The sequence below is a fragment of the Bradyrhizobium sp. USDA 3256 genome, assembly GCF_054058275.1.
Genome location: NZ_JBSSAE010000002.1, coordinates 3,340,673 through 3,364,997, shown reverse-complemented (window position 1 = coordinate 3,364,997; position 24,325 = coordinate 3,340,673). Strand labels below are relative to the sequence as shown.

At 61.2% G+C, this 24,325-nt stretch carries 30 protein-coding genes and 2 tRNA genes; 11 read left to right on the top strand and 21 right to left on the bottom strand.

From position 1 onward, the window contains the following. Positions 1-35 precede the first annotated feature (35 nt). The 4 genes from ACVWY5_RS17485 to ACVWY5_RS17470 all read left to right on the top strand — a co-directional run bounded on the left by ACVWY5_RS17485 (position 36) and on the right by ACVWY5_RS17470 (position 7,220). Positions 36-3,164 carry an efflux RND transporter permease subunit gene (locus ACVWY5_RS17485; protein ID WP_028331919.1) on the top strand — a complete coding sequence of 1,043 codons (3,129 nt, stop codon included), beginning with the start codon at positions 36-38 and terminating at the stop codon, positions 3,162-3,164. Then, entirely contained in the window at positions 3,161-6,265 is a 3,105-nt protein-coding gene (locus ACVWY5_RS17480) for an efflux RND transporter permease subunit (protein WP_028331920.1), read from the top strand. The genes ACVWY5_RS17485 and ACVWY5_RS17480 overlap by 4 nt, the downstream gene beginning before the upstream one ends. Positions 6,266-6,300: 35 nt before the next feature. Then, the gene (locus ACVWY5_RS17475; protein ID WP_028331921.1) at positions 6,301-7,026 is read left to right on the top strand and encodes a tRNA-uridine aminocarboxypropyltransferase; all 726 of its coding nucleotides are present in this window, start codon (positions 6,301-6,303) and stop codon (positions 7,024-7,026) included. A 120-nt stretch (positions 7,027-7,146) separates the two neighbouring features. Further along, positions 7,147-7,220, top strand: a tRNA-Cys gene (locus tag ACVWY5_RS17470). 43 nt (positions 7,221-7,263) lie between these two features. Here ACVWY5_RS17470 and ACVWY5_RS17465 read toward each other — a convergent pair. Both ACVWY5_RS17465 and ACVWY5_RS17460 read right to left on the bottom strand, forming a co-directional pair. After that, positions 7,264-7,446, bottom strand: coding sequence for a hypothetical protein (locus ACVWY5_RS17465; RefSeq protein WP_024584196.1), 183 nt, complete (start codon positions 7,444-7,446; stop codon positions 7,264-7,266). Between the two features lie 435 nt (positions 7,447-7,881). Further along, positions 7,882-8,526, bottom strand: a complete 645-nt coding sequence (locus tag ACVWY5_RS17460; protein WP_028331922.1) for a TetR family transcriptional regulator — start codon at positions 8,524-8,526, stop codon at positions 7,882-7,884. A 94-nt stretch (positions 8,527-8,620) separates the two neighbouring features. Between ACVWY5_RS17460 and ACVWY5_RS17455 the strand changes: the two genes are divergently transcribed. Further along, positions 8,621-9,106 (top strand): anthrone oxygenase family protein, encoded by a 486-nt coding sequence (locus tag ACVWY5_RS17455; protein WP_028331923.1) that lies wholly within the window; start codon positions 8,621-8,623, stop codon positions 9,104-9,106. A 259-nt stretch (positions 9,107-9,365) separates the two neighbouring features. After that, positions 9,366-9,440, top strand: a tRNA-Asn gene (locus ACVWY5_RS17450). A gap of 383 nt (positions 9,441-9,823) precedes the next feature. On the opposite strand, the gene ACVWY5_RS17445 is transcribed toward ACVWY5_RS17450, so the two are convergent. The 5 genes from ACVWY5_RS17445 to ACVWY5_RS17425 all read right to left on the bottom strand — a co-directional run bounded on the left by ACVWY5_RS17445 (position 9,824) and on the right by ACVWY5_RS17425 (position 11,369). Continuing rightward, positions 9,824-10,012 (bottom strand): SANT/Myb-like DNA-binding domain-containing protein, encoded by a 189-nt coding sequence (locus ACVWY5_RS17445; protein ID WP_321177280.1) that lies wholly within the window; start codon positions 10,010-10,012, stop codon positions 9,824-9,826. Positions 10,013-10,244: 232 nt separating this feature from the next. Continuing rightward, positions 10,245-10,472, bottom strand: coding sequence for a hypothetical protein (locus ACVWY5_RS17440; RefSeq protein ID WP_028331924.1), 228 nt, complete (start codon positions 10,470-10,472; stop codon positions 10,245-10,247). Positions 10,473-10,486: 14 nt separating this feature from the next. Continuing rightward, a complete protein-coding gene (locus tag ACVWY5_RS17435; RefSeq protein WP_028331925.1) occupies positions 10,487-10,744 on the bottom strand; it encodes a hypothetical protein in 258 nt (85 codons plus the stop codon). Further along, complete coding sequence (locus tag ACVWY5_RS17430) at positions 10,741-11,175, bottom strand: hypothetical protein (protein WP_028331926.1); 435 nt, start codon at positions 11,173-11,175, stop codon at positions 10,741-10,743. Before ACVWY5_RS17430 ends, ACVWY5_RS17435 begins: the two co-directional genes overlap by 4 nt. A gap of 11 nt (positions 11,176-11,186) precedes the next feature. Next, the gene (locus ACVWY5_RS17425; protein WP_028331927.1) at positions 11,187-11,369 is read right to left on the bottom strand and encodes a hypothetical protein; all 183 of its coding nucleotides are present in this window, start codon (positions 11,367-11,369) and stop codon (positions 11,187-11,189) included. A gap of 81 nt (positions 11,370-11,450) precedes the next feature. Here ACVWY5_RS17425 and ACVWY5_RS17420 point away from each other — a divergent pair, with 81 nt between their 5' ends. Together ACVWY5_RS17420 and ACVWY5_RS17415 are read left to right on the top strand one after the other, a co-directional pair. Further along, on the top strand, positions 11,451-11,648 hold the full coding sequence (locus tag ACVWY5_RS17420) for a hypothetical protein (protein WP_321177279.1): 198 nt from the start codon (positions 11,451-11,453) through the stop codon (positions 11,646-11,648). A 118-nt stretch (positions 11,649-11,766) separates the two neighbouring features. Continuing rightward, the gene (locus tag ACVWY5_RS17415) at positions 11,767-12,318 is read left to right on the top strand and encodes a hypothetical protein (RefSeq protein WP_321177278.1); all 552 of its coding nucleotides are present in this window, start codon (positions 11,767-11,769) and stop codon (positions 12,316-12,318) included. Between the two features lie 134 nt (positions 12,319-12,452). Here ACVWY5_RS17415 and ACVWY5_RS17410 read toward each other — a convergent pair whose 3' ends face one another. After that, positions 12,453-12,689: a hypothetical protein gene (locus ACVWY5_RS17410; RefSeq protein WP_051376011.1), complete on the bottom strand. Its 237-nt coding sequence runs from the start codon at positions 12,687-12,689 to the stop codon at positions 12,453-12,455. Positions 12,690-12,858: 169 nt separating this feature from the next. On the opposite strand from ACVWY5_RS17410, the gene ACVWY5_RS17405 reads away from it, so the two are divergent. Together ACVWY5_RS17405 and ligD are read left to right on the top strand one after the other, a co-directional pair. Continuing rightward, positions 12,859-13,044 carry a hypothetical protein gene (locus tag ACVWY5_RS17405; protein WP_321177277.1) on the top strand — a complete coding sequence of 62 codons (186 nt, stop codon included), beginning with the start codon at positions 12,859-12,861 and terminating at the stop codon, positions 13,042-13,044. 93 nt (positions 13,045-13,137) lie between these two features. Then, a complete protein-coding gene (ligD, locus tag ACVWY5_RS17400) occupies positions 13,138-14,061 on the top strand; it encodes a non-homologous end-joining DNA ligase (RefSeq protein WP_028331929.1) in 924 nt (307 codons plus the stop codon). 154 nt (positions 14,062-14,215) lie between these two features. Here ligD and ACVWY5_RS17395 read toward each other — a convergent pair whose 3' ends face one another. Then, positions 14,216-15,082 (bottom strand): Kiwa anti-phage protein KwaB-like domain-containing protein, encoded by an 867-nt coding sequence (locus ACVWY5_RS17395; protein ID WP_028331930.1) that lies wholly within the window; start codon positions 15,080-15,082, stop codon positions 14,216-14,218. Further along, positions 15,083-15,595: a hypothetical protein gene (locus ACVWY5_RS17390; protein ID WP_028331931.1), complete on the bottom strand. Its 513-nt coding sequence runs from the start codon at positions 15,593-15,595 to the stop codon at positions 15,083-15,085. A 129-nt stretch (positions 15,596-15,724) separates the two neighbouring features. Here ACVWY5_RS17390 and ACVWY5_RS17385 point away from each other — a divergent pair, with 129 nt between their 5' ends. Beyond that, on the top strand, positions 15,725-15,952 hold the full coding sequence (locus tag ACVWY5_RS17385) for a hypothetical protein (RefSeq protein ID WP_321177276.1): 228 nt from the start codon (positions 15,725-15,727) through the stop codon (positions 15,950-15,952). 90 nt (positions 15,953-16,042) lie between these two features. Here ACVWY5_RS17385 and ACVWY5_RS17380 read toward each other — a convergent pair whose 3' ends face one another. From ACVWY5_RS17380 to ACVWY5_RS17330, 11 genes are all read right to left on the bottom strand, one after another. Continuing rightward, on the bottom strand, positions 16,043-17,188 hold the full coding sequence (locus tag ACVWY5_RS17380) for a hypothetical protein (protein ID WP_321177275.1): 1,146 nt from the start codon (positions 17,186-17,188) through the stop codon (positions 16,043-16,045). Positions 17,189-17,190: 2 nt separating this feature from the next. Further along, complete coding sequence (locus tag ACVWY5_RS17375) at positions 17,191-17,982, bottom strand: hypothetical protein (protein WP_028331934.1); 792 nt, start codon at positions 17,980-17,982, stop codon at positions 17,191-17,193. A gap of 518 nt (positions 17,983-18,500) precedes the next feature. Then, a complete protein-coding gene (locus tag ACVWY5_RS17370; protein ID WP_321177274.1) occupies positions 18,501-19,238 on the bottom strand; it encodes a hypothetical protein in 738 nt (245 codons plus the stop codon). Between the two features lie 4 nt (positions 19,239-19,242). Beyond that, positions 19,243-20,760, bottom strand: coding sequence for a terminase large subunit domain-containing protein (locus tag ACVWY5_RS17365; protein WP_063616699.1), 1,518 nt, complete (start codon positions 20,758-20,760; stop codon positions 19,243-19,245). Beyond that, the gene (locus ACVWY5_RS17360; protein WP_456671680.1) at positions 20,757-21,047 is read right to left on the bottom strand and encodes a hypothetical protein; all 291 of its coding nucleotides are present in this window, start codon (positions 21,045-21,047) and stop codon (positions 20,757-20,759) included. Before ACVWY5_RS17360 ends, ACVWY5_RS17365 begins: the two co-directional genes overlap by 4 nt. A 462-nt stretch (positions 21,048-21,509) precedes the next feature. Next, entirely contained in the window at positions 21,510-21,719 is a 210-nt protein-coding gene (locus tag ACVWY5_RS17355) for a hypothetical protein (protein ID WP_321177273.1), read from the bottom strand. Next, complete coding sequence (locus ACVWY5_RS17350; RefSeq protein ID WP_051375993.1) at positions 21,716-22,834, bottom strand: AAA family ATPase; 1,119 nt, start codon at positions 22,832-22,834, stop codon at positions 21,716-21,718. The genes ACVWY5_RS17355 and ACVWY5_RS17350 overlap by 4 nt, the downstream gene beginning before the upstream one ends. After that, positions 22,831-23,091: a hypothetical protein gene (locus ACVWY5_RS17345; protein ID WP_028331937.1), complete on the bottom strand. Its 261-nt coding sequence runs from the start codon at positions 23,089-23,091 to the stop codon at positions 22,831-22,833. Before ACVWY5_RS17345 ends, ACVWY5_RS17350 begins: the two co-directional genes overlap by 4 nt. Continuing rightward, positions 23,078-23,413 carry a hypothetical protein gene (locus ACVWY5_RS17340; RefSeq protein WP_028331938.1) on the bottom strand — a complete coding sequence of 112 codons (336 nt, stop codon included), beginning with the start codon at positions 23,411-23,413 and terminating at the stop codon, positions 23,078-23,080. The genes ACVWY5_RS17345 and ACVWY5_RS17340 overlap by 14 nt, the downstream gene beginning before the upstream one ends. A gap of 199 nt (positions 23,414-23,612) precedes the next feature. After that, entirely contained in the window at positions 23,613-23,864 is a 252-nt protein-coding gene (locus ACVWY5_RS17335) for a hypothetical protein (protein WP_028331939.1), read from the bottom strand. After that, a complete protein-coding gene (locus tag ACVWY5_RS17330) occupies positions 23,861-24,070 on the bottom strand; it encodes an AlpA family phage regulatory protein (protein ID WP_028331940.1) in 210 nt (69 codons plus the stop codon). Before ACVWY5_RS17330 ends, ACVWY5_RS17335 begins: the two co-directional genes overlap by 4 nt. Positions 24,071-24,325 lie beyond the last annotated feature (255 nt).

Below are 24,325 nucleotides of genomic sequence, written 5' to 3'. Positions count from 1 at the left end.
TTCGTAATGTCCGATCTAACAGCGAGCACGCAGCCATGAGCGTCTCCGAACCGTTCATCCGCCGGCCGATCGCCACCTCGCTGCTCGGCATCGCGCTGATGATCGGCGGCGCGCTCGGCTACTGGGCGCTGCCGGTCTCGGCGCTGCCGCAGGTCGACTTCCCGACCGTGCAGGTGACGACGCAATTGCCCGGCGCGAGCCCCGACGTGGTGGCCTCGCTGATCACGGCGCCGCTGGAGCGGCAGCTCGGGCAGATCCCGTCACTGTCGTCAATGAACTCGACGAGCTCGTTCGGCGTCAGCCAGATATCGCTGCAGTTCGACCTCAACCGCGACATTGATGGCGCCACGCAGGATGTGCAGGCCGCGATCAACGCTGCTGCCGGCATTTTGCCGAAGGCGCTGCCGTATCCGCCTGTCTACGCCAAGGTGAACCCGGCGGACGCGCCGGTGATGACGCTGGCGCTGACCTCGGACACGATCTCGCTGCGGGCGATGAGCGATCTCGCCGACACCATCCTGGGCCAACGGCTGAGCCAGATTTCCGGCGTCGGCCGGGTCTCGATCCTCGGCGGATTGAAGCCGGCGGTGCGCGTCCAGGCCGATCTGGCCCGGCTCGCGGCCTATGGCATCGCGATGGAGGATCTGCGCAACGCGATCGCCGGCGCCAACGTGTCGGGGCCGAAGGGTTCGCTCGACGGCGCCCAGCAATCCTACACCATCGCCGCCAACGACCAGATCGCCGCCGCCGACGCCTACCGGCCGATCATCATCGCCTATCGCAACGGCTCGCCGGTCACGATCGGCGACGTCGCCCAGATCGTCGACGGGCTGGAGAACGACCGCACCGGCGGCTGGTATCAGGGCACGCCGGCAGTCATCATCGATATCCAGCGTCAGCCTGGCGCCAACGTCATCGACGTCGTCAAGCAGATCCGCGGCGAAATCCCGCGGCTGCAGCGGTCGGTCCCGGCCGGCGTCAAGTTGACCATCGTCTCCGACCGCACCGTGACGATCCGCGCCTCGGTCCGCGACGTGCAGTTCACGCTGATCCTGAGCGTGGTGCTGGTGACCCTGGTGGTGCTCTTGTTCCTGCGGTCGCTGCGCGCGACCCTGATTGCCGGCGTCGCGCTGCCGCTGTCGCTGATCACGAGCTTCGGTGTCATGTATTTCGCCGGCTTCAGCCTCGACAATCTGTCGCTGATGGCGCTGACCATCGGAACCGGGTTTGTGGTCGACGACGCCATCGTCATGATCGAGAACATCGTCCGCCACATGGAAGACGGCGAGACGGTGATGGAGGCCTCGCTGAAGGGGGCCAGCGAGATCGGCTTCACCGTGATCTCGCTGACGGTGTCGCTCATCGCGGTGTTCATCCCGCTGCTGTTCATGTCCGGCCTGGTTGGCCGCATGTTCCGCGAATTCGCGCTCACCCTGACGATCGCGGTCGTGACCTCGGCGATCGTCTCGCTGACGCTGACGCCGATGATGTGCTCGCGGCTGCTCAAGAACATCCATGAGGAGATGGCGGTCCCGGGCCTCGCCGCGGTCAGCCGCTTCATCGACCGCATGGTGGAGTTCTACCATCGGACGCTGCTCTGGGTGCTGCGGCGCCAGCGCGCGACGCTGCTGGTGACGTTCGCGACCATCGCGCTGACGCTGATCATGTATGTGCTGGCACCGAAGGGTTTTCTGCCGCTGCAGGACACCTCGTCGATCACGGCGGTGACCGAGGCCGGGCCCGACGTCTCGTTCGCCGAGATGCAGCGGCGGCAGAGCGCGGTCTCAAACATCATCAAGGCCGATCCTGATGTGGTTGGCGTTGTCTCGGTGATCGGCTCGGGCTCGGTCAATCCGACCACCAATGTCGGCCGTCTGGTAATGACGCTGAAGCCGCTCGACCAGCGGCGCGAGGGCGTCGTCAAGGTGATCGAGCGGCTGAAGGAGAAGATCGCGACGGTGCCCGGCATGACGGTGTACTTTCAGCCGGTGCAGGACGTGCAGATCTCGACCCAGTCCAGCCGCTCGCAATACCAGTACACGCTGACCGCGACCGACGCCGCCGAGGTCTCGCAATGGGCGCAAAGGCTCGTCGCCGAGATGCGGCGCGACCCGATCTTCCGCGATGTCTCCTCGGAGGCGCAGGAGGGCGGCCTGCGCGCGGCGCTCGACGTCAACCGCCAGCGCGCCGGCCAGCTCGGCGTCAGTCTGCAGGGCGTCACCGACACGCTGAACGATGCCTTCGCGCAGCGGCAGATTTCGACGATCTACGGCCAGGCCAACCAGTACCGCGTCGTGCTCGAAGCGCTGCCGATGTATCAGCGCGACCCGTCGATTCTCGACAAGCTCTATCTGCCCGGCGCCAACGGCGCGCAGGTGCCGCTGTCGGCGGTGGCGACGCTGGTCCGGACCACGGCGCCGCTCGCGATCTCGCACCAGGCGCAATTCCCGTCGGTCTCGCTCAGCTTCAACCTGGCGCCGGGCGAGGCGCTGGGCGACGCGGTCGCGGCCGTGAAAGCGATCGAGAGCAGGATCGGAATGCCCGGCAGCATCGTCGGGATCTATTCCGGCGACGCCGCCGAATTCTCGCGCTCGCTCGCCGGCCAGCCCTGGCTGATCCTGGCGGCGATCATCACGATCTACATCGTGCTCGGCGTGCTCTATGAAAGCTATATCCATCCGATCACCATCCTTTCGACGCTGCCCTCGGCCGGCGTTGGCGCCATCCTCGCCTTGATGCTGTGCGGGCAGGATCTCTCGGTGATCGGCCTGATCGGCATCATCCTCTTGATGGGTATCGTCAAGAAGAACGCGATCATGATGATCGACTTCGCGCTGGAGGCCGAGCGTCACCAGGGCATGTCGTCCTATGACGCGATCGTGCAGGCCTGCCTGTTGCGTTTCCGCCCGATCATGATGACGACGCTGGCGGCGCTGTTCGGCGCGCTGCCGCTCGCGATCGAAAGCGGTACCGGCGCCGAACTGCGCTTCCCGCTCGGTATCTCGATCATCGGCGGCCTGCTGCTGAGCCAGCTGCTGACGCTCTACACCACGCCGGTGATCTATCTGGCGCTCGACCGCCTCAACCGCCGGATCGAGCGGGCCGTGCCGGAGCCAGGTCCCAGCGGCCCGCCGATCGCGGGCGCCACCGAGGGCATGCAGTGATCTCGATCTCGGAGCCCTTCATCCGCAGGCCGGTGGGCACCACACTGCTTGCGATCGGGCTGTTCCTGGTCGGGATCGTCGCCTACCAGTTCCTGCCGGTGTCGTCGGTTCCGAATGTCGATTTCCCGACCATTCGGGTGTCGGCGTCCAGGCCGGGAGCCGATCCCTCGGTGATGGCCGCGACCGTCGCCGCACCGCTGGAGCGCAAGCTCGGCACCATTTCGGGCGTCGACCAGATCACCTCGACGAGCTCGCTCGGCACCACCAGCATCCAGGTGCAGTTCTCGATCGGCCGCAATATCGACCGCGCCGCGCGCGACGTGCAGGCCGCGATCAACGCCTCGCTCGCCGATTTGCCGAGCGACCTGCCGTCGCTGCCCAAGTTCCGCAAGGCCAATCCGGCCGCGTCGCCGGTATTCGTGCTGGCGCTGACCTCGAAGACGATCTCGACCAGCGCGATGTACGACGTCGCCGACACGGTGCTGGCGCAGCGCATCTCGCAGGTGCCGGGAGTGGGCGAGGTGACCGTCAGCGGCGCCGACCAGCCGGCGGTGCGCATCGCGCTCAACCCGGTGTCGCTGGCGAACGCCGGGATCGCGACCGACGACGTCCGGCTCGCGATCATCAATGCCAACCCGCTGGGGCCGGTCGGCATCTTCAATGGCGGCCGGCTGAGCGAGACGCTCTCGATCAACAAGCAGATGCGCACCGCCGCCGAATTCCGCGACATCGTCATCAAGAGCTCGAACGGCAATTACGTCCGCCTCGCCGACGTCGCCGAGGTCGAGGATTCCGTGCGCAACTCGCGCTCGATCGCCTGGTTCAACAAGCAGCCGGCGGTACTGATCCAGATCACCAAGCAGGGCGACGCCAACGTCATCGACACCGTCGACGGCGTTCGCAAGATGCTGCCGGAACTGAAGAAATGGATTCCGGCGGGCGTCGAGATCTCCACCCTGGTCGATCGCACCGGAACGATCCGCGCCAGCGTCGAGGACATGCAGTTCACGCTGCTGGCGACCGCCGTGCTTGTGATGATCGTGGTGTTCGTGTTTCTGCGCCGGGTGGTGCCGACGATCGCCGCCGGCGTCTCGGTGCCGCTGGCGCTGGCCGGCACCTGCGCCGGAATGTGGCTCGCCGGCTTCTCGATCGACAATCTGTCGCTGATGGCGCTGGCGATCTCCGTCGGCTTCGTGGTCGACGACGCCATCGTGATGATCGAGAACATGTACCGCAATCTCGAGCAGGGCATGGCGCCATATCCGGCCGCGGTCGAAGGCGCCAAGCAGATCGGCTTCACGGTGCTGTCGATCTCGCTGTCGCTGATCGCGGCCTTCACGCCGCTGATCTTCATGGATGGCATCGTCGGGCGGCTGCTGCGCGAATTCTCGCTGACGCTGGTGTTCGCGATCGCGGTCTCGACCGTGGTGTCGCTGACCATCACGCCGATGATCTGCGCGCATTACATCAGGGAGGCGACCTCGGATCATGCCACCTGGTACGATCGCGTCATCGAGGGCACGCTGTCACGTGTCGTGGCGTTCTATGCAGCGACGCTGCGGATCGTGCTCGGCTATCCCTTCCTGACCCTGGTGGTGTTCTTCGCCACCGTCGCGCTGACGGTGACGCTCTACATCAAGACGCCGAAGGGTTATTTCCCGACCGACGACAGCGGCTTCGTGATCGGCTCGACCCGGGCGTCGGCGGATATCTCGTTCCAGGCGATGCTTCAGCTGCAGCAGCGGCTCGCCGACATCGTGATGGCCGACCCCGCGGTCGCCGGCATCGGCTCGTCGGTGGGCTCCGGCGGCGGCCCGGGCGGCGCCACCTCCAACCGCGGCACCATGTTCATCAGCCTGAAGCCGCCGGAGGAGCGGGGCGGGATGTCGACCGCACAGGTGATCGACCGGCTGCGCCGCAACCTGTTCATGGTGCCGGGCATCCGCCTGTTCATGTTCGCCGCCCAGGACATCCGCACCGGCGGCCGGCAGAGCGATTCCGACTACCAGTACACGCTCGCCTCGACCGACCTCGAGCTGTTGCAGAAATGGGCGCCGATCGTGGCCAAGCGCATGGAGACGGTGGAGGGCATCACGGACGTATCCTCCGACCGCGATCCCGGCGGCCTGCAGCTCAACCTCGTGATCGACCGCAAGACCGCCTCCAGCCTCGGCGTCCGCGTGCAGGACATCGACAACGCGCTCAACAACGCCTTCTCGCAGCGGCAGATCTCTTACATCTACACCCAGCGCAACCAGTACGTGGTGGTGCTCGAGATCGATCCCAAATTCCAGAGCGATCCGTCGAACCTCGAGCGCATCTACGTTGCCGGCGCCAACGACGTGCAGGTGCCGCTGTCGGCGCTGGTGCACTACCAGCGTGGATTGTCGGCGCTCGCGGTCTATCACTCCGGCGGCTTCCCCTCGACCACGGTGTCGTTCAACCTGCTGCCGGACGTGCCGCTGGAGGTCGCGACGACGAACATCCAGCAGGCGGTCAACGAGTTGCACATGCCCGAGGGCATTCGCGGCAGCTTCGACGGCAATGCCGGCGATTTCAACAAGACCAGCGGGCGGCAGCCGCTGCTGATCCTCGGCGCGCTGGTCGCGATGTATATCGTGCTCGGCGTGCTCTATGAGAGCCTGGCGCATCCGATCACGATCATCTCGACACTGCCGTCGGCCGGCCTCGGCGCCTTGCTCGCCTTGCAGGTGACCAACACGCCGCTGACGGTGATCGCCTTCGTCGGCATCATCCTGTTGATCGGCATCGTCAAGAAGAACGGCATCATGATGGTCGACTTCGCGCTCGAGGCCGAGCGGCATCAGGGCCTGTCGTCGCGGGACGCGATCTTCGAGGCCTGCCGGGCGCGCTTCCGCCCCATCCTGATGACGACCATGGCTGCGCTGTTCGCCGGCATTCCGCTGGTGATTGCGACCGGCCCGGGCACCGAGCTGCGCCGGCCGCTCGGCATCACCATCATCGGCGGCCTGTTCGTGTCGCAGATCCTGACGCTCTACACGACACCGGTGATCTATCTCTTGATCGACCGGCTGCGCCAGCGCCGCGAGCCGTCAGGCGTGCACGCACCCGCGGAATAGTTTGAATTGCACGATTGCAAGCGTATAGCGGAGCGATGTCCGAACCGACCGAAGCAAAAACCGATATCGTCGCCGAGATCGAGGAGTGCGCGCATTGCGGCAAGCCGTTGCCGCTGTGCATCTGCGACAGCGTCACGCCGATCGAGAGCCGCGTCCAGCTCCTGATCCTGATCCATCCGCAGGAGCAGGACAGGGCGCTGGGCACCGCGCGACTGCTGGCGCGGCATTTCGAGAACGCCGTGGTCCGGATCGGGCTGTCCTGGCCGAGCCTTGCCAAGGCACTGGGCCGGCCGGTGCCCGATCCGTCGCGCTGGGCGGTGCTCTATCTCGGCTCCGCCAAGGTCGAGGACCTCGAGACCGATGCCGAGATCGTCGCGATCAACCGCAAGGGCGAGCTGGAGCCGCATCAGCGCGCCATCCTGGCCGACATCGAGGGCATCGTGCTGCTCGACGGCACCTGGAGCCAGGCCAAGGCGCTGTGGTGGCGCAATGCCTGGATGCTGAAGTGCCAACGGGTGATTCTCGGGCCGAAACGGCCCTCGCTCTACGGCAGACTGCGGCGGGAACCGCGCCGCGACGGCCTGTCCACCATCGAGGCGGCCGCGATCCTGCTGGCGGGGCTGGAGAAGCGGCCGGATATTGCCGCAACGTTGTCAGGCAGTTTCGAGCGGATGCTGGCGAGGTTCCGGGAAGTGCAGGCCAAACTGCCGGAATTGGCGCCCAAACCGAAGAAGCGGGATTTCCGGAGGCGCCGGCGCTAGAGCCTGATCCGGAAAAGCGCGAAGCGGTCTTCCGGAAGGATCTTGCTCAAACAAGGGGCACCTTACCTTCCGGCTCGGTTGCCTATCGGAGAGAGGCCGTATATGAAGTCCGCCGCAAGGGGCCACGTGGCGGAGTGGTTACGCAACGGTCTGCAAAACCGTGTACACCAGTTCAATTCTGGTCGTGGCCTCCACTCATCTCATCAATGGCTTGCAGCCAATCAATGAGAAGCCGCATTAGCTCGCGGCGTACCAACCTTCAGGAAACGGAATCAGCGGCCACGGCGCCTGGTTGTCATTGGCCGCGCGCGGTGGCGGCTGAATGCGGGGCGAGGGCTGAGCCACGAAATCCTCCTGAGCAATGGGCGCGATCGCCGTTCGCACGGCGTCCAGCAGCAGATCAAATTCGACTTCGCTCATCGCGCTCTCCGAGGTTCGAGAGCGCCATGGTCGCAAAACTGTCTTCGGTCCGGATTGAGCGATTCGTTCGAATTTTATGAAAAGAACGATGGCGCCCGTGTTGGTTAACAAATCGTTGGTGACCCTTCGGGAACCTAGGTCGGCGTGGCCGCACCTCATGTGAGACAGATCACATCTTGCGAAAAACTCCGCCCGGAATTCCCGGCAATCCTCATAGCCGTCAAATATCGCAGAAGTTTTAGGGAGCCGTGACAATGAGGCCGTGCATCGCGGGATACTTGTTGATCGCATGCCACCTCGATCCTCGGCTCTTGCTGACATGGTCTCACCAGTGGGCACTGTTGGGCGCTGCGGGCAGCTCCCGGACAGCGCAAATCGCCTACGCCCGCTGTCTATCGCCTCGAGCCGGAGGAAATTCCCGACGTCTGCGCGCCGTTACGTCAGTCCGGTGAGGTCGTGCGGCAGCATGGTCTTGAACTGCGTCAGCGCCTGCCGCGCCTTCCTCGGTGGCAGCATGATCGCGTGACGCACGGCGGCTGCGATCAGCGTCATGATCAGTGCTGAAAAGGTGGCGAAGGCGGCAGTCGGCATGCCGGGCGCAATCCGCCTGACCGCGTCGGACAGCAGGCCGGAGAGCACGGCCATGTCGTCCGCATCGACCTTCTGCAGGGCGCGGTCGGCTTGCGTCGCCTGCCAGATGTCGCGCATGACAGGCTCGCGCATGAACATCTCGTAGTAGCTGTCGACGATCCGGCAAAGCGCCGGGTGCAGGTCGCGCGCGGTCGTCACCGTGGCCAGATCGCGCCTGACGCAATCGCGCCCGACCGCGTTATGGCGTTCGGCCAGGGTGCCGATGATCGCGGCCTTGTCCGGGAAATATTGATAGAGCGAGCCGAATGCGACGCCGCTGCGCGCGACGACGTCGCTCATGCGGAAGGCCTCGCTGCCCTTTTCCGCCATGATCTCGGTCGCGCAGGCAAGGATGCGCTCGAAGCGCTCGCGGCTGCGCTGCTGGGTCGGGGCAAGCCGCGCCAGCCCGGGGAGGGGGACTTCCACGGCCGCGGCCTTTCGTCTCGACATCTCTCGCTTCCCTGCGATCGGGGTTGACGGCCATAATACGAGAGTTTATCGCATTTCACAAATACGAGTATATCTCGCATTTGGAGGCGGAACGATGCGCCAGATCCTGACCTCGGCCCTGCTGTGGTTTTCCGCGCTCGGCTGCGGCCTGCTCGCCGGGCTCTATTTCGCGTTCTCGGCTTTCGTCATGACCGCGCTCGACCGCATCGATCAGGCCGCCGGCATCTCGGCAATGAACGCGATCAATGCCGATATCGTCCGCTCGCCGTTCATGCCGGTGTTCCTCGGCACCACGCTGTCCTGCGCCGTGCTGGTCGTGCTCGGCGGGCTCAGATGGCAGGAGCCGGGCGCGATTGCGATGATTTGCGGCGGCGCCCTCTACGTGGTCGGCATGTTCGTCGTCACGGTCGCCTTCAATGTGCCGCTGAACGATCAGCTTGCGGCCTCTGACCCTGCGGGCACGTCGGCGGCATCTGTCTGGGCGCGCTATCTGACCGACTGGACCTTCTGGAACCACGTGCGGACCATCGCCTCGCTGGCCGCGACCGCGCTGTTCATCGTTGCCATCGGCGGGCGATAGCCTGCCGGCTTGCGCGGCGAAGCCGGGCGGTGGTGCCCGAGACCAGAATCGCAGCCGCGGCGCGATCGCCGCGCTGGCGGTGTTTCAGGTGCCCGCAAGGGCGGCGGCCGGGCACGCACCGCGCGGAGGAATGGTTAAACCCTTGTAACGCAGAGATTTACGGTCCCCGGTAAAGTTTCGCTGGAGGGGCGATTTGGTTCTTTGCAAGGCCGAAAGGCTTTGTTATACGCTGCCCGCTCGCGAACAGATGTTCGCCTATTCCTCGGTAGCTCAGCGGTAGAGCATTCGACTGTTAATCGAATGGTCGCTGGTTCGAATCCAGCCCGGGGAGCCAAGCACAATCAAGCACTTGGCCCTCAAATCTAAATCAGACGAAAACGACGATTTCGGGTTGGGGCCACATTGGGGGCCACAAGAAAATTTGATCGACCAGAATCGCCAGGGGTGGGGAAGGGGAACCTCGCCGGTCTGGGAGGCCCGGCAGCGTGAACAACGAAAAGCCACTACCACTAAGCTCGGTCTGGTCTCCGGGAGCAATGAAGGCACTCATCGGCCCCCTGTCACTTGTTCCTGAGCCATGGCAATGCAGCACAATAAGATGGCGGCCCTGGCGCGGGGAACGCCAAGGCCGCTCTAAACTCCCGGTCGGGGGGCAACCAGATCGCGGGAGCGCATGATGACTCCCGACATTGCCACTTGTTCCCGCGGCGCCCGCTGCTATGGGGGTTTGGTCGAAGAACTGTCGCCGCGCGTTCGCAAAGAGACCTTGAGCTGGTGCGCCTTCACTGCAACGGACATAGGCCCGCGGCCCAATTGCTCGGCAATTTTGCCGGCGGGTAGTTTGCCCGCCATAGCTTTTAGCTTTTCGATTTCTTCAGCGGTCCAGCGACGGACAGGCTTTATCATTTTTCCATCTCCACAAACGAAAAGCCGCCCCCAAATCGCTTTAGGCAGAAAAACACAAAAGGTTCCTACCGCCTCGCGTCCAAACCCGCGGGCCTTGAACCGGGAGGCCCGCTAAAAAATAGCAACGCGGGCTCAGGCATTGACGTTTGCTCGCGCTTGGGAATTTTCAGGGCCCAGGTTTTGGAATGAACGCCGCCGGGCATGTATTTCTGAGACCGGCGGCGTTTTTTCGTTAGGCCCGATCGCGCGGGTCGGGACGGCGTACCACCGACAGGACCGGCCGCGGCAGCGCTGTTGCCTCTCGCGACTGGATGGCCTGAGCGTGCTCAACGATGAGCCACAACACGCGGTTCATTTGGTCTAAACAGGTCTCCGCGTCAGGGGCGGTCGTTAGCACGCAGAGCAGCGTGGCGTGGCTGACGATGGCTTCACAGTCGTCGATCGTGTTGTTGGCGATCATTCTGTCATCCCTCCCTAATTCGCCCAGGCTGTGGAGGCCGGCACGATGAGGCCTAAGACAGCCTCTCCGCCGTCGCTAAGCATCGCCTGAGCCGCCTGAAAGGAGGCCTCGGCTGACATCGCAACCTTCACGACGGCAACCTGATCGCGGGCGCCGTTGCTGTTGGGCGCAGTGATCACGAAGACGAGCCGGCGGTTTGGACCAATCCGCTCCACACGCGCCAAGGCCTCAACGAAGACTTCTTGGACGCCATAAGTGTCGATCTCGCTCATGCTGCCGGCCCCCGCTTGGATGGTGCCCCGGTCATGTTGCGGAGACCGTTGAGAAGGCGGCCGCGGTCATGGGGTGTCAGTTGCCGGAAGAGAGCCGCCACCTCCTGCGACTGCGCCTGCTCGGCGTCGGGCGTTACAGATCTGGCGTCCCGCACGGTACGCAGAAGGCCCTTAAGGTCGCCGTAGAACACCCAGTCCGTGCTGATGGCGTGGGTCACGCAGAAATCGAGCATGGCCCGATCTGATCGGCAGGCCTTCAACACCTCGGAGCCGCGGATCAGGCGCTCATCGGCAATCAACGCCAGACGGCGTTTGACATTAGCAGTCGACGTGCTGCCATCCTTCTCTAGTCGCCGAAAGGCGTTCTCGTGCGACTGCTGAGCTTTGATCCGCTCGAGCCTATCTTGGAAGTCGGGAGGTTGCTTGCGCATGGCTGCCAACCTCAAGCCAATTCCAGCTCGGGGCGGACAGCAGCGCCGCCGTCGAGGGCAGGGCGGCGCTCAGCCTCGACCATCTCGCCGGTCAGGCCGTCGTCCTCAGCACGGCGGAAGGCTTCGCGAAGGAAGGGATCAGAAAAGAGCGTGGAGAGTCGCTGTGTGGTAGACTGTTTGACAGCTTGGGCCATGGGTCACTCCTTGGCTTGGGTTAGAGCCGGGCTAGTGTTCCACCACTTGCTCGGCTCGCTAATTTATGGCACCATCAAATCATGAAGTCAACAATAAATAGCGCTAAAAAATCAAAGCGTGGCAGGCCCGCCGTCGAGAGCGAAGCCGTAAACGTGCGCATGACGCTTGATGCGCTGCAAAATCTGGACGACTGGCGCCGCAACCAAGCTGACCTTCCAGGCCGGCCAGAGGCCATCCGCCGGTTAGTCGAGATCGGCCTGAAGGCGAAGGGCAAATAGCCAATTTTGCATCGCATCGCACCGCGCATTGGCCGGGATCGATCTGTGCTGCCCGGTCTTTTCATTGCCGTGCGCTCAGGATACGATCAGAGTGGCCAAGGGCGGGGGCCTAACTAAAATGAGCCGGTTCGAGCGGATCATTGTTGTGGTGCTGGGCCTCATTTGTGTGTCGTTACTTGGTTTCATTATCCGCACGTGGACTTCGCAGCGCACCCTTGTGGCCGATGCGCCGAGACCAGAAGTCATGGCGGCGCAGGCCGCTGCGCCAAGGTCTGCCGCAGCACAATCACAACCAGAACCTCGACGGCCGCCTGCCGTCGTACAGGCACAACCAACAACTGAACCGCCCGTTATCGTGCAATCGAAGCCAGACAATGACGTGCTCACACGCGCGCAATCCGCGACGCGCGATATTCTTAAAGATCCGGACTCGGCTCAGTTCTCTGGCCTCGTCGCTCTTCAGAATGGCATGGACACCGTTGTCTGCGGTTTTGTAAACGCAAAGAACGGGTACGGTGGATACAGCGGAAGACAGGGGTTCATTTACAGCGACGGAATACGATCGTCCCACATGAACAGGTATGATGGCCAGATTCTGGAAGCCTGTCGGAATATAGCGGCCGGGCGCTATGTACGGAGTTTAGCGGACGGGTTCCAGCTCAGCAGGTGAGTTCTTGGACGAGCACAGCGGCTGATCGCAGCACGTACATGCATGGGCTCGAAATCGCGTGAGTACATGTTCGGCGCCACCGTCCGGCAATTGGCTGAACGGGCTGCGGAGGCGCGCCCGGGACGCCGATGGACCTAGCCAGTGCCCATCTTGGGCGGCACGTCCACCGACCGAATGTTCGATCCGCGCTTACCGCAAACCGTGCAGACGAACCGCGGCTCGAGATCGGACAGGCGCATCTCGTCCGGCCACCGGGAAGCATCCATCGTGACGTTGTGGGAACAGCGGTAGTCTTTACAGAAAACGATGATGCGCGTGGCCCCCGTTTCGCGCATCTCGCCGAACGTGATCTTGGTTGGGTAGTTCTTCATGGGCGCGATTACAGCGCCCCCTAGGGCGGCCAGCAATCCACGAGGGCTAGCACCTCGCTACTGTTCCGACGCAATACGTCGGTCAAGACGACGCTTCCCTGTCCCAGCCAATAGGATCGAAAGCTAGCGCCATGCGTTGTCCCGTAGAGACTGAACAGGAGGTTCAGCAATGGTCAACGGTCCAGAGCAGAGGAGCAGCGAAGCTGACGATTTGGCAAGCAAGCTCGCAGAATGCGCGAGAGAGGCACGCCATCAAGCTGCGCTTTTACCGGAAGGTCCGGTTCGCGACGCACTACTTGAAAAAGCTAAGCACTACGAAGCACAGATTCCCGACGACACCACGTACAAAACGTGAAATCCCTGAGAACGCTCTCTTCGCGCTAGACCCATCCGGAACGATTGCCACTGCGCCAGTTTGAATCAACCCATTGTTTTGTGGAGTTGCGTTGTGGCGTTTCAGCGGAGGAAGCCCGATGCGATCGGGACGAAAGCGCTATTTCCCGGCTTTATAGCGCCTGCATTAGCATCGCCGATCGACAAGGTCCCGACTGGCTCACGTTGGCACCATGAAATAAAGTTCGACGGCTATCGCGTACAAGTCCATCTCGCCCATGAGGAGGTGAAGGTCTACACACGCCGCGGTAACGACTGGACCAAGCGTTTCAAGAAGGTTGCCGACGACGCCTGGCACATCTCCGCCGGCTCGGCGATCATCGACGGCGAAGTCGTCGTACCATCGGCCAACGGCACCACCGATTTTTCGGTGCTGCAGAACGAGCTGCGGGGCAAGTCGACCAAGATCGTTCTGGTCGCGTTCGATCTGCTCTATTTGAACGGTCGGGACTTGAGAAAGTTGCCGCTTCGTGAACGCAAGGCAGTGCTGAAAAAGCTGATCGCTGGCACGGCCATTCAGTTCAGCGAGAGCTTCGAAGTCGACGGGCAGGAGATGTTCAAGCACGCCTGCAAACTAGGCTATGAGGGCGTCGTTTCAAAGGTGGCGGACAGCGCCTATCCGACCGGCACCCGTAGCCGCGACTGGGTGAAGAAAACCTGCGTCCAGCGCGAGACGCTAACCATTGCCGGCTTTGCGCTCGATGGTAACGATTGGGACGGCATTTACGTCGGCCGCCGTAAGGGCGACGAGCTTATCTATGCCGGCAAGGTCGACCATGGTTTTGACAAGGCCTCGGCCGCCGATCTCCGCAAACGCCTAACGCCGCTGATCCGCAAAACGCAGCCCTACACCACGCGGATCAAGCACAAGGGAATCTGGGTCGAGCCAAAGGTACTGGCCGAGATCGAGTACCGAGCCAAATCTTCCGAGGGCAAAGTGAGGCATCCGTTTTTTCGTGGTGTCCGGGACGATCTATGAGCGATCTGCGCCGCATCCTTTGCCGTGGCGGGTCTGTGAGACCACCCGGACCGACCGTCAGCCGGCAATCAACGCCTGCAGGTGCGGCGTACGGCTCTTTGCTAGACGTCGGCTATGTCGTCAGTCGATATGGCGCGCACCTGTAATAAGCCGTTCACACTCGCCGCTTCGAGTTTGACAGGTGTGGGGTGCTCGACAGGATCGATCGGAAATAATCTTCATCTAAAAAACGGAGAATCTTTTTCAGCTCAGCCTTATTCGAGGGCAAAATCAGCTTAATTTTCTCGCCATTCACCTCGGTTTGAACATCGATGCCGAAGTGCTTGGCGGCCTCTTTTGTCGCATCAGGCTCTAAGCGGTCTAGGATACCACTCTGCATAACGAGGGCGACTTTCCGTCTTATCCAGTTGTCAGAGGAGGCGATGAATGTTGAAGAATCTTCGATCTTCAAAAGCTCGCTTTCCGCGAACACCCGCAGATCTTCATCGGTCGCTTCCTTGAAGTACTGCGTCAGATCAAACATCTGCCGCGCAGAATGGAAGCTGAAGAATGAGAGACGCTTTTCTTTCAGAACCGCAGCTAGACTGGTTCCCAGCGTGAGGCCCACACCCTCGACCTTCTTGAAGACGTTGGAAGAGAGGAATAGTGAGAGCCCCCTGTTCGAAATGATTTTGCGTTTGTCAAAGCTCTGGATCAGGACGAGCTTCGGATCAGACCTTCCCACAAAGAGCGCCTTTACAGCTTCGAACTCAGTCCCTTGGGCTTCTATTTCCGGGATACTTAGAGGATTTGCCACCGCCGAATGCAATCCGTCGATATCGTCGTAGTCTTCGATGAAGAGACATTCTCCTTCGTCCGGCTTGTACTTGCCATCGAAAGCAATCTGCTCTCCCCCAGTCTCCCAAAATTTCGTTTCTTGATCATCAAAGGTGCTAGCTACCTCCTGCTGTACTTCTGCAGAAACTGGAATCCTCACGATGCGACGTGCAGGCTCGCTCGTCAGCGCAAACAAATTGACCATTCAGTATTCCTCGAGGAGCATCGAGCCGGAGATGCGTTTAACCGCTTTGATATCTCGCGGATCGAGAATTTCTCTCCTCGTTATCAACGTGTAGACCATGCCGTTGGCCGCCTCGGCTTTGTAGAAGCGATATCCAAAAATCCTCATCAAAGGACTAGGAGCTGTTGCGTCCGTAAACCAGAAGATGATTCCAACGACCAGGGCAAGTAATGCGATAGTAGCAAGGGTTATGTCTGCCGCACGAATAAAGAAGGGGAAAATGTAAGTGACTACAACCCCCATCAGAAGCACGTCATTTGATTCGATCTTTTTTGCCGCGAACGGGAAGGTCTCACCTTGCCACTTAAGAGCGGATAAAATGTAGACTATCGCTAGCGCACCCAAGAAGCCCGCAAACACGTAGTAAATCGCGTCCCAAAACGGGCTGCCAGAGAGCAAACGAGCCAGGCCGACGCTGATGAGTGCAGGTGAAAATGCCGCAATGAAAAGAGCTGCTTTGAGACTGTTTCTCATCAAGCGCTCTCGATGCAGTTAAAGAACATAACGTGAATATACTGCCAGCCGCCCCAGTGCGCAAGAGCGAGCGGCACTTGCATACTCGCCCAGGTTGCCGAAAGATATCCACTTTTTGTGGAGGGTATTGTGGCCAGTCTGAAGGAAATAGTTAACCCGATTTTCGTCGAAGCTACCCCCGGCTCCGCGACAGCGCTGACCGACGCCGAGGCGCTAGGTAAGTTCGTAGTCAAGATCCAGGCTCCCGCACCTGATGATCCGACCAGTCGACATACTTTCCTATTTTTCCTGGATCGAAGCGACGCGATGCAATTACAGAAAGCACTGTCGGATGCCCTGAAGGGGACAGCCAGTTAGCGGTTCTGCAACACGCTTTGGCGAGGCCAAGTAGCACCTTGGCCAACATAGCCGATTGGCTTGCTGTCGTGCTCATAGGCTGTTGCACCTTTATGAGCCGATTACAACGCCGCCTGAACCACCGCCACCACCTCCGCCGGTCGCGTCGTCAAATGCACTGAGGAGCAACCCGACATAGTAGTGGTCGAGACTCGAATTCGTGTTCGCGAATGCGCCAGATGATCTGCTGATCCCATAGCCGCTGGTCCCCCATGGATCAGACGCGCGATGCGCGGCATTGGCGATCGTCTTGTAATAGAGCTGAACGTTCGTAGACGTGCTCGGCTGGAGAGCTGCGCCGAGTACCTGGTTCGCAGCCGCCTGGTACGGCGTTGGAAAATAAACAAATGCCCACGCGGGATTGCCTGTCGTCACTGAAATCTTGTTCGTGTATCCAAATGCGACCTGGGCGACAGGCGTTCCGAGCGGGTCGCTGTATAAATTGAAATTGAGATCGCCGCTGCCCGACATGTATGCGTACATGCCGCACACCTTCATCGGGAACGGCATCTGATAGAGCTGGCCGAACTCTTTGGTGCCGGACGTGTTATTCCAGTTCTGGTTGTTGTAGACCGAAACAACATCGCTGGCGTCGAAATAGCCGATCGCACCGTCATTGAACACGACGATAATCCCGGGGACGCTGCCCTGAACGCCTGAGAACGAGCCGGTGAACGTACCCACAAAGGGGAAAAGGGCACAGTTGTTGCTCGCGGCTCGACCAAATGAAACCTGGCAAAAATCCGATCCGCCGAGCGCAGAATACTGCACCGCGAAGGCGACGAGATCGCCGTCTGCAATGGTCTTTGACCCCGTCGTCGGAACACTCGTGGTCCAGGCATTATTCGGCGGGGTGGTGGTCGCTGTCGTGTGGGCGCATTTAACGTCGAACGTCGTCGATCCAGAACTGTTGACCGGGCGACCGGGAGGGCCGTTCGTGGTGTCAACAGCGGCAAGACCAACGTTGAGCACAGTTGTACCACTGGAGAATACCACCCCGTTATTACGCCAACCGATTGCCGACGAACCCGTGGTGTCGATCGTATGCGAACTGCCATCCGACGTCCGCATCCGTCCAATGATGTAAGTTTCGTTCCCATTGCCCGTCATAAAGTTGGCTTGGAAGCCAGACGACGGCACGACATACGGAAGCGGTCCGAGCAAATTCCTAGCGCCAGGCATTGTTTGCAGCGACATTTTCAGACCTTGGACTTGAAGCCAATCATGGAGCACGTCACGGTCGTTGCCGCTGCCGAGCCGTCAAAATTCCAAGCAGTATTGGCAGTCCCTGGAATGGGTACTGGCGGGTTAAAGATGCACCCGCTGCCAGCCGGCAGAGGCAATGAGACCTTCACCGTCGAACCGTCCTTGATATCGACCGTAATGGCTGTGGCTGATGTATTGCAAAGGACGACCGACGTCAGGTAAGTGCGGACGCCGGAGCCTTGCGCCGAGATGCAGGAAATCGAACCACCAGAGGTGTCCGTCGCATTGCCCGTGACGATATCTTCGAGCCCGCAATGCGGACGCATCAGCTTGACGCCGTCGAGCCCTGCATAGTTCTCGACCCGGTCCCCAGCAGAAACTAGCGTTGCGGTCGACTGGCCGGCAATTGCCTTCGATCCCATCTTGACGGGGTTGCCGCTATCGACCGCGTCATTGGCGATGTCGCCGCCAATACCGCCTGTGACAGTTGCATCAGCATGAACCCAAAGCTTGCCGGCGGAGTCGAAATTGAAAGTTGAGTAATCTCCGTCCGTTCCTGAGCTTGACGCTGCGGTGTCGCGCCTGACGCCAAGAATAACTAGGCCTTGGTCGCCTGAAATAGCTGGAGCATCCTCCGCCTTTGCAAGCGTCCCGCCAGCTCCGTCGCTAAGCACTGGCATAGCAGAGAACGGCCCGGTCCCCGTCCCGCTCTCGTCCCATTCACGGCCGCTGAAAGAGCCAGCGTTTCCGTCTTTATATGGCTTCGTCGTTGCTGCGCCGCTCATTATCGAACCCTGTGGTGATGAACAAAGCTGTTGTAGAATTTTGAGAAATCGTGGGAGTACGTCACCGCATCCGGATCATAGTTACCGGGCGTATAGATCGTTCCAACCCGAATGGTTGTCGGCGGCTGGCCGCTGCTCGAGCCGATGTTTCCCGGCTCAAAGATCGAGTTGATGCAATTATCGAGGGTTGGCATTTGCTAGATCTCTCCTAGTGCCGGCACCGGACTCTGGCATCCCACCAGAGCCCGGTTTTCGTTGGTGCGGTGGGATTAGGCCGCGCCAGACGATCGAAGATTCTTTGCCGGCAGTTCGACGGTGACGCCAACCTTTGTGCCCGGCGGCAATGGCGCGGCTTGTCTCACAATGCCGGCTTTGACGCTGGCTTCGGTAGCGGCGGCGAGGGCTTCGCCAGCAGTTCGGTGATCGGTTCCTGGGGGAAGGGCAGTCATCGGTTTAGTTCCTTTCTGTTTTGATGTTCGCTGCCGGTACATCCGCGGTCAGCAAATTTGACGCGCTCATCACGCGATCTTTGACTCGGTCTTCTCAACGGACGCGACGTGGCTGATCTGAAGTTCTTTCGACACTTCCGCCGCAACCACGGTGGCAGCGCGCGACGCGTCGTTCATCGCGCGCTCAATGTCGTCTAATTCCTCGATCTGAGGACCGAACTGGGTCTTGATGGCCGTCTGCTCGAGATGCTTGCGAAGTTCCGGGTTGATGTTCGCAACCATGTGCGGCGCGCTTTCAAGCGCGGCCTGGACGAACACCGGATCTGGATTGGGCCCGGCCAGCACATTGACAAGCTCACGCCGAGACATACTCCGCAGCACCGTGCGGGCTTCCATTTTCTTCAGGGTGGTGACTGCATCGTCAGGCGTAGTCGCAGCTACCGGCTTCATGCCGGCCCGACGCGTCCGCACCTCGCGCTGCGCAGCGTCCAACTCGCCGCGGGCGCGCTCGAGCACCGGCTTTACCGAGCTATCGGCAAATTTCCGGAGTTCGTCACGAATGCCGACAGGCGTGAATCGACCGGATGCAGTCAGCTCTTCCTTCTTCGCGCGAAGCCGATCGAACGCATCGAGGCTGGCGGTGTAGACGTTGGCCTCCAGATTTTGGAGGAGGGCGTTCTTCGATCCGTCCCAGACCCACATACCGACGCGCGGGCCATTGACGTATTCGACGCGGTCGCCGCGTTTAGTCCCGTGAAGCTGAGCGCGACCACGCCAGCTCTTGGGGTCTTCCACTGTAAAAGCCATTTCCTCACCTCATCGTCGTTGCATAGCCACCGGCGAGTTCGCCTTCGGTAATTAATCCATCAGGGATGTTGCTCCTGCGTCGCTGAGGCTCGCCGCTGCCCCAGCTGTAGGTCATCTGCACGGCATAGACCGGCTGATGCCGCGCGCTGGACAGGTAGACCAGCACGCCCGCTGCGGCGTTCGCCAGGTCGTCTTTGCCGCCCGGCGGATGGTCGATGCTGTCGCGACCACCGCGCGCGGTACGCCGCTCTAGGCCCAACAGCTGCGAGATCAGGCGCTGATTGTCGAGCAAATCGACTTCGCCCGAATTCAGCCGCGGCAAAAGATCGCGATAAATCTCAACCTTCGACAAATCGGCCGGCCGATATGCAACGCCCACCTTCTTGAAGGCGCTAACCACCCATTCGGCGGCGTAACGATCACCGCGAACCGTTCGGATGCCGTAGTCCTGCAGCAACCTTGCAAACTCGGTGACGGCCTGATCCGGATTAAACGGAGCTTTGACCTCGCGCAGCGCATCCAGCACAGCAACCGACTTCTTGCCATCTGATGTCGTCTGACGATGGCCGATTGCCAAGGTCATTGAGTCCGACGATCCGCCTGACGGATCGACGAAGGCGCTGTAACTCACGCCAGCCACGCGAGAGCGCTCCAGCGTCTGCGGAGTAACGCATGCTTCAACGGCTTCGCGGGAAATGAATGCGGAAATGTCGTTCCGAAACTCCGCACCGTATTCGGCTGAGGCGCTAGCCGGGTCGCGCTCGTAGGCCTGATCAATCACAGCCTGCGGCACGGTCGGGTTCATGGTCTTGGTGTCGGCCTTCCACACCAGCACCGGGCTATCCTTGCCGTGATAGCGCTTGAACGCATCGTGGAGCGCACCGCGGCGCGCATAAGGGGAAGAAGCGCAAAGCAGCTTGGCACCCGGAATGGTCGCCATGCCGGGCCTGAGCGCGTCCAGGATCTCGTAGTCCGGCTCCGCAGCGTCCTCAGTCGGCCAGAATGCAATCTCGTCGCAGAGGCCGGCAACAATCGTGTGTCCGCGGACCGATTTGAATGAAGCCGTCGCAACCTCGATCGTCACGGAGTTCGACAGATCGAAACTCTCGCTCGTTTCGCGCTCGACCATGCGCTTGAGCATCGGAATCTGGTGGAGCAGGGCGCGGATGTATCGGATGATGGTGCGGGCCTGCCTGCGATCGGTGGCGATAACGAGCACAGCACCGCGCTCACCCGGAGCCAGATGGCGTCGGTACTCAGCGAAGCACGCCAGGAACACCGCCGTCAGCGCAAGAACGAACGACTTGCCGGCGCGACGGCCGCAGATCAACCAGGCCTCGAGGGCAGGGGACGTCGGTGGCTCGGTTCTGCCGGTGCACTGCTGATAGATGGCCAGCATTTCGGGCGACATCGGCAACGCGAACAGTGCGGCCAGGAACGACATCCACGCAGCCCAGTCGGACTTCGTCTTGAACCAGGGCGCAAAGAGCTTCTCGTCGGCGCAGGCCTGCAGGATGTTCATGCAGTCTCCGCCGAGTGTGCCGATACATAGTCACGGAGATCCGGGGTGATGTCCCGAGCGCGGCGCTGCAGGCCGACACTCTCGAGCAGGCGACGCAGATTGCCGGCGGTTCGGCCGTACAGATCCAGCGCTTCTGGGCTGGCCTCGCCAGCGCCCGCAAACACGGTCTCCATGCGCTCAAGCTCAACCGTCAATGTAGCTGCCCGACGCACGATTGAGCGCTCGGCGGCCGTTACAGCGTCATTGCCGCCAAGGTCTTCGACGTGGGACTCGATCAGGTCGCGCAACCGACGCGCCCACACACTTCGGCCATCGACGCCAGACAGCAGCGCAGTCCCGTTGGTGACACGGGAGCGATGCGTTTGCTTGATCGTTGTTACTGCCGAGGTAGCTGCCGACATCCGACTTTCGCCATTGAAGACAAATTCATGTGGCCCAGTAGTGGCCCCGCAAGATTCGGCTGTCAAATCGGCGGTGTTAAAGCCCTGCAAAACGCTTCAATGCGCTTCTTAGAACAACCGACTAAAGAGCGGATGTTTGCGCACTCGGCAAATCAGCGGCGCGATGTATTCGGCCGGAATGAGCGCAGGAAAAATCGGAGCCTGATGGAAAAGTATTGGGCCGCCTGGCTGTGACGCCTATCCCGTAGAGCAGGCGTACAGCACGCGTGCAGGCGTGCCGCATGCCTATGGGTAGGCGGGGGGCGGGCGACACGCTGATGCAACACGGGGCAGCACACATGCAACACGCTATGCAACACTATCGCGAATGGCCGCGGCCTGTTTAAGCAGCCGCAGCTTTGCCGGGTTCTCGCGGGTCTCGGCTTCAATATAGGTCCAGAGTCCTTGATACTCATCGAGCCGCCTTGCCATCATCGACGCCGCGTCTTCGGGACGCATCCAAGGTGCATTGCCGACTGCTTCGCTTATCTTGCGCCAGAAAAGGTGAGTGCTGATCATCGGCGCTCCTCAGTCCTGGCTGTGAGCCTGTAAGTCGGGCGCGATGGCCTGCCGTAATCCTCGACGCAGATCCTGTTCGCGCTGAACAGGCGCGACATGGCGGCTTTGAAGTCGGTCTTCCGGAGGTTGAGTTTTTGGGCGCGGTCTTCGTGTGCAAACGCGGTGGGTGCGTAGTTATTAGCCGTTGCTTTATCGCTGACGTTGCGCCCCTGGTCGCCGAAGCGTCGCAGAAGTTCCATGAACAGGTCCTCGGCGGCTGCTTCGCGCGCGAGTTTGTCCAGACTGGAAACGCCGGCCTCTGGCAGGAAAAGCCCGTTCTGGTATCGCAGCACGATGGTTTCACCGAGCGGCCCATACTGGTTCTTTTTGAATTCGAGCTGGCGCAGATTGCTGTCTGGCCGTTCGCCATCCTCGGGGCTTGCGGCCCTAAGGTATTGCCGAAAGCGGAACGCACCGTGCCATGCGGTCGAGCCGGAAAGCCCAGAACCGGAATTGATGCCGCTCAAGCTCGGGTGACTCAGCACTGTCACCGAACCGCCAGCGACCTTTGCGAGAGCCTGCATGTGCATCGCAAAGGCATAGACCTGTACGCGGTCGATCTCGTTCCCGGCGAAGGCGCGGCTAAGGGTGTCAATCGAGATGTTCCTCGGTTTGAGGTCGCCCGCGGCTTGGTACAGTTGGTTATACAGCCCTGTAACCTCGACCTTTCCGCTCTTCGACAGCGCGCAAAGGGTGGCGTCCTGGCCAAGTAATGGCAGGACATGTAACCCGCCCTCGTAAAGGTCCGTGAACGTCAGCCCGTAGTGCGCTGAAATCGCGGCGAGGCGGATGTGGATCTCGTCCGTGTCATCCTCTGCGCCGATGTAGAACGCCGCTCCCGGCTCGGGCAGGGCGCCGAGCCAGTCTCGCCCGGAGACATGTGCGACGTTCTTCATCAGTTCGATGATGCTCTTGCCGGTCCCGCCTTCTCCGGAGAACAGCCCGGCTTGATTCAGCGGCACCCGATCTTTGATCGCCCATTTCCGTTCGGGGATGGGTCGACGATCGAGCGCCGACAGATCGAGCCAAGGCAGAGACCTCGCTTCAATAGCGCCCGGCTTTGGCATGAATGTCATTTCACGCCTCCGTCCCGGTTGATGCCCAAGCCAGTGAGCGGCGGTATGTACCCGACGCAACCCGGCGCATGCTCTTCCGCCCAGTCGAGAGCTGCCTGTGGCGTAATGTAGCCCGCTTTTAGTGCAACGCCGGCGTTGATCAGCTCCTGCCTGATTTCATCAATGCGCAGGATGGCGCCCTTGATCGTTCCAAGGACGAGTTGGGTTTTGATTTCGATTGGGCGCGCAGTCGATGTGTCTACTTTAGATGCGTTCACGGCTGGCCTCCGCCTCCGCTGCGATCTCGGCAGCGAGTTTGAGGGGCAACACCACGAGAGGATCGCGGCGATCGGCCCGAACAATCAATAAGTCTCTAGCCTCCAGCCATGCATACAACTGGCTGAAACCGGTTGCGCGAACCTTCACCTCTGCAACGCGATCGACGCCGAGAACCGGCACAGTCAAATCGCCGAGGTATGAGCCGCCGGCAGCACCGCTGAGCGGGACGCGCTCAGCAGCAAAGCCGCGCTCTTGGAGGAATCTGACGATCGCACGCTCGGCGCGATTGCCCTTGTCTCGGGATTTTCTGCCGCCCCTCATCGTTGAGCCTCCCCGAACACGAGGGGTGCAACGATCGACGCCATCGCGAGACTGATCGCGCAGCGCCGAGTCAATCGACGCGCCTGTAGACTATGAAGCGTTGGTGACTTATATTCCGAACTGATCGAAGCGCTCGCTAGATCCGAATTCGGAGCCCCGCACGCCGGCCGCGTTGCGGGGTTCTCCATATGAGGCCGCATTATGCCGCAGCCTCATTCAGAAGCGCGTCGGCCCGGAGTAGTCCTTCGGCTATCGCAACTAGATATTCGCGGCCGATGACGAGGTGCCGCGCGCTCGCTTCCCAATCATGGTCGCGGCCGCGCTCATAGATCCTGATTTCGCACTTGACCGTCTGATCGCTGAAATCCCGGAGCAGGACGCGATACTCTCCGCGACCGGAAGACTTTCTGACCGAAGCGACGATCTGGGGTTGATTGTGAGATCCCATCATGCTGCCACCATGGCCGCGTCGCGCTCAGCGATCTTTTGCGTGATGTATGCGTCGATCTCGGACTCGATCCACGCGAAGCGGCCCGGACTTGTGCGGACGCGCCGGGGAAATTGGTTGCGCTTCTCGAGTCGCCACAATTGGAGTTTTGAAAGACCGATCCCCTTGGTGGCCTTCAATTGCTCGTACGAAATAAGGCGGGCAGCCATTTTGCGAGTCTCCGGGGTTGCGGGCTCGCCTTCTCGTTCTTCAAACGACAAAAGCCGGCGAGGCCCAGGATTTTCCTGAAGCTCTCCGGCGATCGAAACCGCTGCCGAATGGTGCTTGGTTTGGATGCCGAAGACTGAACGACCATCGGGGCAGTGCTCTGCCTACGATGATGTTTCGGCATCCCGCCTAGGCGGCCCCAATCCTCCGTTTGTGATCAGGGCAGCCGCCGATTCGCATCCCGCGAATCAACAACA

Excerpts from the sequence above, each read along its gene's own strand:
- ACVWY5_RS17395 (WP_028331930.1), bottom strand. The coding sequence starts at position 15,082 with ATGGTCAATTTGTTTGCGCTGACGAGCGAGCCTGCACGTCGCATCGTG.
- ACVWY5_RS17390 (WP_028331931.1), bottom strand. The coding sequence starts at position 15,595 with ATGAGAAACAGTCTCAAAGCAGCTCTTTTCATTGCGGCATTTTCACCT.
- ACVWY5_RS17445 (WP_321177280.1), bottom strand. The coding sequence starts at position 10,012 with ATGATAAAGCCTGTCCGTCGCTGGACCGCTGAAGAAATCGAAAAGCTA.
- ACVWY5_RS17485 (WP_028331919.1), top strand. The coding sequence starts at position 36 with ATGAGCGTCTCCGAACCGTTCATCCGCCGGCCGATCGCCACCTCGCTG.
- ACVWY5_RS17410 (WP_051376011.1), bottom strand. The coding sequence starts at position 12,689 with ATGAAGAACTACCCAACCAAGATCACGTTCGGCGAGATGCGCGAAACG.
- ACVWY5_RS17440 (WP_028331924.1), bottom strand. The coding sequence starts at position 10,472 with ATGATCGCCAACAACACGATCGACGACTGTGAAGCCATCGTCAGCCAC.
- ACVWY5_RS17350 (WP_051375993.1), bottom strand. The coding sequence starts at position 22,834 with ATGACATTCATGCCAAAGCCGGGCGCTATTGAAGCGAGGTCTCTGCCT.
- ACVWY5_RS17380 (WP_321177275.1), bottom strand. The coding sequence starts at position 17,188 with ATGTCGCTGCAAACAATGCCTGGCGCTAGGAATTTGCTCGGACCGCTT.
- ACVWY5_RS17340 (WP_028331938.1), bottom strand. The coding sequence starts at position 23,413 with ATGAGGGGCGGCAGAAAATCCCGAGACAAGGGCAATCGCGCCGAGCGT.
- ACVWY5_RS17335 (WP_028331939.1), bottom strand. The coding sequence starts at position 23,864 with ATGATGGGATCTCACAATCAACCCCAGATCGTCGCTTCGGTCAGAAAG.
- ACVWY5_RS17365 (WP_063616699.1), bottom strand. The coding sequence starts at position 20,760 with ATGAACATCCTGCAGGCCTGCGCCGACGAGAAGCTCTTTGCGCCCTGG.
- ACVWY5_RS17405 (WP_321177277.1), top strand. The coding sequence starts at position 12,859 with ATGGTCAACGGTCCAGAGCAGAGGAGCAGCGAAGCTGACGATTTGGCA.
- ACVWY5_RS17415 (WP_321177278.1), top strand. The coding sequence starts at position 11,767 with ATGAGCCGGTTCGAGCGGATCATTGTTGTGGTGCTGGGCCTCATTTGT.
- ACVWY5_RS17460 (WP_028331922.1), bottom strand. The coding sequence starts at position 8,526 with ATGTCGAGACGAAAGGCCGCGGCCGTGGAAGTCCCCCTCCCCGGGCTG.
- ACVWY5_RS17475 (WP_028331921.1), top strand. The coding sequence starts at position 6,301 with ATGTCCGAACCGACCGAAGCAAAAACCGATATCGTCGCCGAGATCGAG.
- ACVWY5_RS17330 (WP_028331940.1), bottom strand. The coding sequence starts at position 24,070 with ATGGCTGCCCGCCTTATTTCGTACGAGCAATTGAAGGCCACCAAGGGG.
- ACVWY5_RS17370 (WP_321177274.1), bottom strand. The coding sequence starts at position 19,238 with ATGGCTTTTACAGTGGAAGACCCCAAGAGCTGGCGTGGTCGCGCTCAG.
- ACVWY5_RS17465 (WP_024584196.1), bottom strand. The coding sequence starts at position 7,446 with ATGAGCGAAGTCGAATTTGATCTGCTGCTGGACGCCGTGCGAACGGCG.
- ACVWY5_RS17375 (WP_028331934.1), bottom strand. The coding sequence starts at position 17,982 with ATGAGCGGCGCAGCAACGACGAAGCCATATAAAGACGGAAACGCTGGC.
- ACVWY5_RS17425 (WP_028331927.1), bottom strand. The coding sequence starts at position 11,369 with ATGGCCCAAGCTGTCAAACAGTCTACCACACAGCGACTCTCCACGCTC.
- ACVWY5_RS17355 (WP_321177273.1), bottom strand. The coding sequence starts at position 21,719 with ATGATCAGCACTCACCTTTTCTGGCGCAAGATAAGCGAAGCAGTCGGC.
- ACVWY5_RS17430 (WP_028331926.1), bottom strand. The coding sequence starts at position 11,175 with ATGCGCAAGCAACCTCCCGACTTCCAAGATAGGCTCGAGCGGATCAAA.
- ACVWY5_RS17420 (WP_321177279.1), top strand. The coding sequence starts at position 11,451 with ATGAAGTCAACAATAAATAGCGCTAAAAAATCAAAGCGTGGCAGGCCC.
- ACVWY5_RS17435 (WP_028331925.1), bottom strand. The coding sequence starts at position 10,744 with ATGAGCGAGATCGACACTTATGGCGTCCAAGAAGTCTTCGTTGAGGCC.
- ACVWY5_RS17455 (WP_028331923.1), top strand. The coding sequence starts at position 8,621 with ATGCGCCAGATCCTGACCTCGGCCCTGCTGTGGTTTTCCGCGCTCGGC.